Source organism: candidate division TA06 bacterium B3_TA06 (assembly GCA_005223075.1).
Lineage (GTDB): Bacteria > Hydrothermota > Tepidihabitantia > B3-TA06 > B3-TA06 > B3-TA06.
This window is the reverse complement of the sequence record NJBO01000039.1, coordinates 1-8,951: the sequence shown is the minus strand read 5'-3', so window position 1 is coordinate 8,951 and position 8,951 is coordinate 1. Positions and strand designations below refer to the sequence as shown.

10 protein-coding genes are annotated in these 8,951 nt (G+C 51.5%); 1 reads left to right on the top strand and 9 read right to left on the bottom strand.

Features of this window, described 5'->3' with window-relative positions; translation table 11 throughout:
- Positions 1 to 486: 486 nt before the first annotated feature.
- Complete coding sequence (locus CEE36_11445) at positions 487 to 1,977, top strand: aldehyde dehydrogenase (protein TKJ36607.1); 1,491 nt, start codon at positions 487 to 489, stop codon at positions 1,975 to 1,977.
- Positions 1,978 to 2,278: 301 nt separating this feature from the next.
- Here CEE36_11445 and CEE36_11440 read toward each other — a convergent pair whose 3' ends face one another.
- The 9 genes from CEE36_11440 to CEE36_11400 form a co-directional block, all read right to left on the bottom strand.
- On the bottom strand, positions 2,279 to 2,920 hold the full coding sequence (locus CEE36_11440) for a hypothetical protein (protein TKJ36606.1): 642 nt from the start codon (positions 2,918 to 2,920) through the stop codon (positions 2,279 to 2,281).
- Between the two features lie 609 nt (positions 2,921 to 3,529).
- Positions 3,530 to 3,721 (bottom strand): 4-oxalocrotonate tautomerase, encoded by a 192-nt coding sequence (locus tag CEE36_11435; protein ID TKJ36605.1) that lies wholly within the window; start codon positions 3,719 to 3,721, stop codon positions 3,530 to 3,532.
- 141 nt (positions 3,722 to 3,862) lie between these two features.
- Positions 3,863 to 4,414, bottom strand: coding sequence for a hypothetical protein (locus CEE36_11430; GenBank protein ID TKJ36604.1), 552 nt, complete (start codon positions 4,412 to 4,414; stop codon positions 3,863 to 3,865).
- Positions 4,415 to 4,429: 15 nt separating this feature from the next.
- Positions 4,430 to 5,359, bottom strand: coding sequence for a hypothetical protein (locus CEE36_11425; GenBank protein ID TKJ36603.1), 930 nt, complete (start codon positions 5,357 to 5,359; stop codon positions 4,430 to 4,432).
- A 26-nt stretch (positions 5,360 to 5,385) separates the two neighbouring features.
- A complete protein-coding gene (locus CEE36_11420; protein ID TKJ36602.1) occupies positions 5,386 to 6,651 on the bottom strand; it encodes a hypothetical protein in 1,266 nt (421 codons plus the stop codon).
- Between the two features lie 185 nt (positions 6,652 to 6,836).
- Positions 6,837 to 7,154 carry a hypothetical protein gene (locus CEE36_11415; protein TKJ36601.1) on the bottom strand — a complete coding sequence of 106 codons (318 nt, stop codon included), beginning with the start codon at positions 7,152 to 7,154 and terminating at the stop codon, positions 6,837 to 6,839.
- Between the two features lie 66 nt (positions 7,155 to 7,220).
- Complete coding sequence (locus CEE36_11410; protein TKJ36600.1) at positions 7,221 to 7,664, bottom strand: ATPase; 444 nt, start codon at positions 7,662 to 7,664, stop codon at positions 7,221 to 7,223.
- Positions 7,657 to 8,154 (bottom strand): flavodoxin, encoded by a 498-nt coding sequence (locus CEE36_11405; protein ID TKJ36599.1) that lies wholly within the window; start codon positions 8,152 to 8,154, stop codon positions 7,657 to 7,659. Before CEE36_11405 ends, CEE36_11410 begins: the two co-directional genes overlap by 8 nt.
- Positions 8,155 to 8,182: 28 nt before the next feature.
- Positions 8,183 to 8,752, bottom strand: coding sequence for a hypothetical protein (locus CEE36_11400; GenBank protein TKJ36598.1), 570 nt, complete (start codon positions 8,750 to 8,752; stop codon positions 8,183 to 8,185).
- Positions 8,753 to 8,951 lie beyond the last annotated feature (199 nt).

The window sequence follows — 8,951 nt, the reverse complement described above, 5'->3', positions numbered from 1 at the left end:
GGAGTATTGTCTCCGAAGGAGGCATACGACGTAAGGATCTCATAACACTCCTCCTATCCCTCATTCTGAGGACTGGAGCCCGGAGGCCGGAAGGACGAAAGACCTTTAAGGACGATGCTTGCAGAGTAATCTTCCAATCTTCAATCTTCCAATCTGTAATCTGTAATCTTCTAATCTTCCAATCTTCAATCTGCAATCGCGACGAAGTCGCGCCCCTGCCGTCAGCTGTAAGCCGTGAGCTGTGAGCCGTTCGCTGTTCGCCGTGAGCCGTCAGCTGTTAGCCGTGAGCTGTGAGCTTCCCCTTCCATTTTGCATTTTGCAATTTGATATTTGATATTTGCAATGCGCGCGTCAGCGCGATTTTGTCCATCTTTTGACCATCTTTTGACCACCTTTTGTCCAGCTTTTGTCCAGCTTTTTTTGAGTGTTACGGGTTGACTTTTGCCTCTCCCGCGCATAGAATTAACCAAAAACCGGAGGTAAAACATGGCCGAAGAGTACAAGAATTTTATCGGGGGAGAATGGGTTAAGTCCAAGTCAAATAAGACTTTCGAGAACAGGAATCCGGCGGATACATCCGACCTGGTGGGGACCTTTCAGCTATCTTCACAAGATGACGTAGATGCGGCAGTTAGAGCAGCCCAGGCCGCCTATCCTGCCTGGCGCGACACCCCGGCCCCGGAGCGCGCGGATTATATGTATAGCGTTGCCAATAAGTTACGCGAACGCAAGGAGGAAATATCCCGGCTCATGACCCGTGAGATGGGCAAGGTGATTGCCGAAACCCGGGGCGACATGCAGGAAGGTATAGACACCGCCGACTTCGCCGCAGGCGAGGGACGCCGCATGCACGGCCAAACCGTCCCCTCCGAGCTGCGCAACAAGGCGGCCTACGTTATCCACCGTCCCATGGGCGTGTGGGGACTGATTACCCCGTGGAACTTCCCCATCGCCATCCCCACCTGGAAGACGTTCCCTGCCATAACCACCGGTAATACGATAGTTATCAAACCGGCCACCGACACTCCTGCCTGCACCGCAAAGCTCATGGAGATTCTTGACTCCGCCGACATCCCAAAAGGCGTTATCAACTACGTTACGGGATCGGGCCGTGTGGTTGGCGAACACCTCATTAACCACCCGGACGTCAAGGGCATCAGCTTCACCGGTTCGTCGGAGGTCGGCAAGCGCATCGGCGAGGTGACCGGCAAGACCCTGAAGCGGTGTTCGCTGGAGCTGGGCGGCAAGAACGGCCAGATCGTGATGGACGATGCAAACCTCGAACTTGCGTTGGACGGCGTTCTGTGGGGCGCGTTCGGCACCACCGGTCAGCGCTGCACCGCGACCTCGAGGATCATTGTGCAGGAAGGCGTGCACGAGGAGTTCCTGGCCGAGCTGGTCAAGCGCGCCAAGGCGCTCAAGGTCGGCAACGGTCTGGACGAGTCGGTCGAGATGGGTCCACTGGTGTCCAAGACTCAGCAGGAGACCGTGGCAAGCTACGTGAAGATCGGTCTTGAGGAAGACAAGGCCGAACTGGTCTGCGGCGGACATGCCCTCACCGAGGGCGATTACGCCAAGGGCTTCTTCTTCGAGCCCACGATTTTTGATAAGGTAAAGCCTGAGATGCGCATCGCCCAGGAGGAGATCTTCGGGCCGGTGCTTTCGGTGATCACGGTCAAAGACCTTGACGAGGCGATTGAGGTTCTGAACGGTACGGTTTACGGGCTTTCGTCCTCGATTTACACCCAGGACGTGAATAACGCCATGCGGGCGATAGAGCGCATCGAGGCGGGCATAACCTACGTGAACGGCCCAACCATCGGCGCGGAGTGCCACCTGCCCTTCGGCGGCGTGAAGGAAACCGGCAACGGGCATAGAGAAGGCGGCTGGACCGCGTACGAGATCTTTACGGAGATGAAGACGGTGTACATTGACTACTCCGGCAAGCTGCAAAGGGCACAGATAGATAATAAGTAGGGAACTAACCGCAGATTACGCAGATTAGCGCAGATTAAGAAGGGGCGCTAGCCCCTTCTTTAAGTTACAACCTCCCCCTCGACGGGGGAGGATAAAGGAGGGGGTGATTCCTTGTTTTCACCCTCCCCCTACCCCCTCCCGTCAAGGGAGGGGTGATTGAGGCGAAGCCCCCTGCGATCGTTGCCTTTACGTTACTCGTAAAGGCCGCAAGCGTTCTCCGTCAGGAGAAAAGGAGCATTGAAAACCGCAGATTACACAGATTAAACGTAGGGGCCGACCTTTAAGTCGGCCCGATTACTAGTTATTTCCAAGGTTCGACTTTTGCTTTCGAATTGTGCATCAATGGGATGATTTTATGTTCTTTGCAGGCATTCTCAACAAAACTCTCAATGTCTTCATTGCGAATCCAATAATAGTCATCAAACAGTATGAAAATCACCCTTTCGGCTATTCCCAGGTCTCTTATTGCCACTAATGTTTCAATGTCCTTCTCGATTGCGGTCTTTGCAGTTCTCTTTCCACGTGAGATAGATTCTTCTGAGCAATGAAAGAACTTTGCTTCAGCACACAATAAAAACCGACCTAGACTGTTTTCCTGAACGATTATTAAATCTACTTTTGGTCCTTGCTTTCGCTTAAGTCTTTTCTTTAACTCATCTAGACTTCCCTCGAAATCGTAACCTTCAAAGTTAGCACGAGTTAAGTTCTTCTCAAAGTGCATTTCAACTGCCGAAGGTGAGTTCCTGGCTAAATGGTCGTACGTATACCTTCCAAGTTGAACCATCAAATCAGCTTCATTCCATAATATCCAGTGCTCCTTCTTAGCCTTTTCTTCATCTTCCCTGCCTAGAGACTCAGAATATTCGCGCACCCTTTCATCGTAATCCCTACGAAATTCATCCCATGCTTTTTCGAGTAGCTCTTCAGCATTGATGTCAGGCATTTCGCCTCCTTGTAAGTTTTGTCTTGTTCGGGGGCCGACCTAGTGCCCTCTAGGGGTACGCTGAGGTCGGCCCCTACGATTTTATTCGCTACAGTTGCCTGCTTTTTCTTTGGCCTGACAATGATTGCATAGTTCATACGAGGTAGGTTTCTTATAGCTCTTCACTACATCTGAACCTGTAGGATAGAGATGACAGTTTTTGCACCAGTGCCATGTATCGCTGTCTTGTCTCCTGACCCATACTCCAGGCATGTCGCCCTCCTTTGGTTTTATGGTTCACCTGAATATACTCCGATATCCAATTTTGTCAAGTCTATGATTGAGGATACATATGCAAGCTGATGTTTCTCTCACCCTCCCCCTACCCCCCATCAAGGTAGATCAGGGAGGCTTGTCTATTTATTGAGGTTATAGCAACGAGGCGCTCGTTGCACTCCATAATCCCCCCTACCCCCCTTAAAAAGGGGGGCTTTGAGAGGCCTCCCTTATCAAGGGAGGTGGCCGAAGGCCGGAGGGATTCTTATTAAGGGGGACACAGGGGGATCAAAATCTGCGTCACCGAAGAAGAACGACCGCAGGGAGCTCGAAGGGAAACGAGTGAAACGAGTTTCAATCTGCGGTTCGCTGCTTATCGGCAATCAGTTCGCCGTTGGAGCCTACATTTTCTGGTTGATTCTCCCGGATCAATACAACGATGTGCTCTATCTCGTAAATCTTGACCGCGACGTCAGTTAGTTCTTTGACCAGCCGCCTTTTCTTCTCGATATCAATCGGCGGGCCGTCTACCTGGATTAAAGGCATCTATCCTCCTTCGTGTTTATTGAATATACCCTTAGATGCTTTTTTGTCAAGGGGTTACTTGAAAAGAACCAGCTTCTGGACACGGCAAAGACCTCAGGGATGGACGCCTCTTGAAATCTTAGTCCAAGATCTGTCAGTCCCTTAACCGCTATAAAGCTCCTTGAATCTATCCCTTGTAAGTTCCATCATCTCGTGGCCTTCCCAGGCCTCAATGCCGGTTAGCAAAAAACCTGCCTTCTCGTATACCCGGAACGCCGGAGGGTTATCCATGTGAGGAGGAACGACTAAAAGCTTGCAACGGGTATTAGCAAATATAAATTCAACGATCATCCGCATCCCTTGAGTGCCTATACCCCTTCCCCAATACTGTGGCAGGAGTTTGATGTCGGTCATAAAGCATCTCACACCTTCTGGCTTTCGCCAGTCGCCGACCTCGAAGCCTTCGGACACCGGGCCGTAGTGCGACTCACCGATAGCGGTTCCGTCTCCTGTTCTCAAGATGAGCTGCGTTTCATCTTCGCCCGATCGCCTACGTTCTGCAAGATACGCATCCCACCAGGCCTGGATATCTGTCTCGGACCAGCACCTGCCTTCAGGGTAGCCCGCGTACCGCATCACACTGGGGGCGTTCCACATCCCGAGCAGGAAACCGAGGTCCTCTTCTCGCGCTTCGGTAAGCAACAGTTCTTTCATTTGAGACTCTCCTCGCTACGCCAGGCTGATGATGAAGTTTTCTACCAGGTGATGGGGATGATAGGAAAGCTTCGCCTTGCGAATCCCTTCCTCGCCTAGATCCTGTTCACGATTTATGTAGGCGACGTCTCCCCAGGCATGTTCCGCGCACTGCTGATTGATGGCCGCGTAAAGCCCGCGAATCCCAGGGTTGGCCTTCTCGATATGAACCACAGCCGTATCCTTGTTGAGAAGCTCGCCCACACTGAACGCCTGCGTCTTGCCCTCGATTAGTATCACCCCTCCCATAAGCTTCAACGCAGAGAAGTTCGCAAGAGCCTCATTAACCGCCTCCCTTTCGCTGATAAGGCTCATGTCATCTGAGCAGCGGCGCATCATGCACCAGGCCTCGGCAAGCTCAAGACACCGAGCGACATGGCTCTCATCCAATTGAGCATAGGTGAACTGATAGTTCTTCATAAACGCGTTGAGGTGATTCTTTTTGGAGTGAAACTTGCGGCCTGAAAGGTTCACCAGGTCTTCTCGCAGATAGATGTAATCATGGTGCTCGCGCTGAGGCTCTATCGAGAAGTCAGGTGATCCTTCCAGTTCCTCCACCAGCCGCCTGTCCGCCCGTTCGATGCGCGGGTTGGTGGATTTGCACTCATCCCGCAGCCAGGTGAGCAGCATGCGAACCGCATCGGCTCTTGATTGCTGGGCGACCGGCGGGAAGGCGTAGAACTCGCCCTCGGCGGATTTGGCAAGGAGAAGAAGGGTGCCTTCATACATGCACCACTGGACAGAGTAGTGATGCCGCCAGTTGTACAGGTTGGCAAAACACAGCTTGGATATCTCGGGCTGGTAACGCCAGAGTATCTCGTGAATGAAATCACGATCTTCGAGATCTATCGGTTTGAAGCTTGGAAACTCCGGATGCATTATTCCTCCATAATTCTCTTGATTCATAACAAGACATCTCTCTTTTCTATATCTTAAGATATCAACTCGCACGCCTTTTCCAAGACCACATCTTGTCCAGCCTTGAGGTCTTTGCTGGATGGGATTACTTCAACATCCGGCGCGATCCCTATGCCTTCGAAAGGCGAACCGTCAGGGAAGTAGACCCTTACAGCACCTATGTATACCTTGATCTCTTCGTTGAAATCCCAAAAATAAGGCTGGCCTGTGGAACCGGCGGTTCTAGTCCCTACGATAACAGCGCTACCGCTGTCTTTGCACATCATAACAAAATCCTCACAAGAAGAACCGCACTCCTCGTCAACCAGTACTGCAAGTTGGCCGGTATACAGCGGATTGGAAAGCTGTGTTACCTCAGGCAGGATTAAAAGCTGGGTATACTGAAAGTCTGAATATGCGTCCTTGTAAGCCTTACCCTTCTCGTTCAGCTTTCCCACCTCCCTTTCGTGTCTTTCTAACTTTGCGTACTGGGTTCTGAAGTAGCTCAGATTTATGGGAGACGTCTGCCTCCACCACCGGTAGGGCCTGCTCATAAGAGCTTTGATAAGCCGCTCAGGCGTCTGCCCACCTGTATTCCCACGAACGTCAACGATCAGGGCTTTTGCATTCGAAAATTCCTTCACGTAGCGAATTGCCTCCTCTTCGAATCTTGCCTGTGTACCTCCTGCAAACGAGGGTATCTTGATGTATGCTAGCTTACCTTGTTTAAGCCATCTGGCCTCTGTTGCCTTTTCAGGTTCGGTGATCTTCTGGGTCTGCCTGTTAATTAAAACCTCGCTGCCGTTCTCAAGCTCCACACTGAACTCTTTAGGGAAAAGATGCGGGGAATAAAACAACCCAAGGCGTTTTTGCCGCTTCCCGCAGGCCGGGATATACCTCCTTTTTTCACGAAAGAATTTTTCTAGGTCTACGCCATCGATGGAAACTGTGACGTCGCCAGGCTCCAACCCCTCAATCATGCTTCGCTTGACCATCCACTTGCCTTCTATAGGTAGAGCGTAGAAGCCAAGGGGTTGACCGTGATACTCATCGATCCAGGCATCCTTGTACCGGGTATGAGCATTCCCAAGATGGGCAAGGAACTCCATCATCACCAGACCGAACTCGTATCGATCCCCGGTTCTAACAGCCCCATCTAGATATTTCTTGTAAAGCTTATCGATGTCCAGATGAGGCATAGCCGCAAGATGTGCAGAATACAGCAAGATCAAGGAGTAGGTTTTTGAAATTACGTAAACCCTGTCACGAACGCTCAAGTTTGCCTGAGCTTCACGATTCATTTTGCCACTTCATCCTACCGAGAATAGTCTAAATATGCCAGGGTGTCAAGCCACCTCACCTTCCTTGACCTCCCTAATCCAGGCTGTGATGAACAGATACCCGGCAGGTGTTACCTGATAAAGAACGCCAGCACCAATCCACCTGATATTCCCATACTAATCCAAAGCCACAACGTGCGATCCTCCTAGGCCTTTGCCAGCGCGGCCTCGTAGCTTTTGCGGACGTAATCCATGATCTCTTCAAGCTCAGAGCAGTCCGCAACCACCACCTGCATCCAACCGCCCACAGGCTTGCCCTTGGATTCGAACGCAAACGCCTCGTACTCGGCGGCAAGCGCCTCCCTTGAGGCCTCATCGAGCCGGGTTATTACAATGCTGTCATCAAAAAGAAATGCGAATAACTTGCCTTTAGCCATGTACGCCAGACACCCGAACATAAACCTGGTGGTAACGTGCGGCCAGGAAAGGACCTCTGACTCAAACGCCAGCCGCAGATCCTTCATGTCCGATTCGGAGTAGTACTTGATGGTTTATCTTTTCGTGACCACAGGAATCTGTCTATCCACGATTCAGCCGTTGATTTGCTTCTTCAGTGCCTCAAAACACACGTTCCACATCTTCTCGAACCATTGACGTGCCTCTTCCCACTCAGGCGAACTTCTCCAGCCGGAGTGGATGAGTTGGACCTCGGTAAATCCATCACCTGGAATAAAGAAGACCACAACGTGGGTCAGTGGATCGGCTGTGTTCATGAAGTCATTGTACTGCTTCGGCCCTTTCCATTCAAAGGATAGGAACCTGTCCTGCTCGATCGCGGTTATCTTGCAGCCGATGGTAGAATCGTATTGCTTATCATCCGGATTCCAGAAAAGCTCGTATTTTCCGCCTACACGCGGCTCAACGTCCGCCAACTCCGTTAACCATGATTGAAGCTTCTCGTTTACGGTAAACATCTCGAATGCGCGATGCACGTCGCAGTTCAGCTTAAGTGAACGATGAATGATCTTATCCACGCTTAGAGCTCTTGAGTTTTGCGACCAATTTCTCGGCCCAGGCGACGATTTCCTCCCATCTGCGGAAGTCGCCTTCGGGCATGGGGAAGATACGCATGTAGAAGGGCACGCGCTTCTTGTCCCATCTCCCGCCGAAGAGGCCGATGTCAACGGGCTTGATGCTCTCGCTTATTGGAGAAAGCCACTTAAGCATCTGTGCCCGGTTCTTTTGGGTATCCTCCATAAGGCTGAGGCCAAGTGCAAAGCAAGCCACCGGTATCTTAGCGAGGGCATCCTGGTTCCTCTTCACGAACTTGCGTGCCTCACGCAGCCAGCGGAACACCCTGAATGGACTGCCTAAGATAACCGCATCGTAGGACGAGATATCGGTGACCTCCTTGGCTCTGGATAAATCAACCTCCAACCCTTTGCTTCTCAGAATTTCGGCTACCTTTTCCGCCACCTCGGCGGTGGAGCCGTACTTTGATGCGTATGTTATCAGAACTTTCATCCAGTCTGTCTCCTTCCTGATTTACGAACTACTTCCCCGACCCCGCCGGGGCCCAGGTCGTAGATGCAGGTTTTTCCTTTGGCGAGGTGTAGACTTCAATCGTGTTGCCCTGAGGGTCCATCACAGAAAAACCCCAGTAGCTGTCCTGCCGCCACTGTGGATTATCACTAAAAGTCTTGACCCCGGCATCCTTGAGACGCTTGACGGTTTCGGCAAAGTCTTCCTCAGGTATCTGGATGGCCCAGGAGGTCACGTGCAGACTGCCGCCGTCGTACCCGGGCTGCCACGCCCAATCCTTGAACACCGGCGCTTCCTGCCCGGAGTAGAAGAACATAAGGTGAACGCCCTCGCATGGATAGGATAGATACCCGAACTGCTTTTCGTTAAAGAACGCCTGCTCGTCCATGTCCAAGAGATCGGTGTAGAAATGCCTCATCGCAACGATGTCGTTGCACAGGGAAAAGATGAAGCGCACGTTGATCTTGGGTTTTTCCTTTGTCTCGGCCATCTCGCTCTCCTTATGGTTAGATACCTGCCGGATACAGCCCGATGCCAACGCTAGCAGCAGGACTGGAACCAGCACAAGCTTTTTTGCCATAGCTCCTCCTTACCTTACTAACTTATACGCAAAATCCGTGATTAGTCAATATAATAATGTAGATTGTCCAGTACCTCGTTACCAGGGTTGGGTGCTATTGAAGGGTATATTGCAATGGGAGGGCATCCCTCGTATAGTTGATTTAATGAACGTGAAAGGAGGAATGCCCTATGAGTAGTAGCCTGAGCTACGGAGAAGT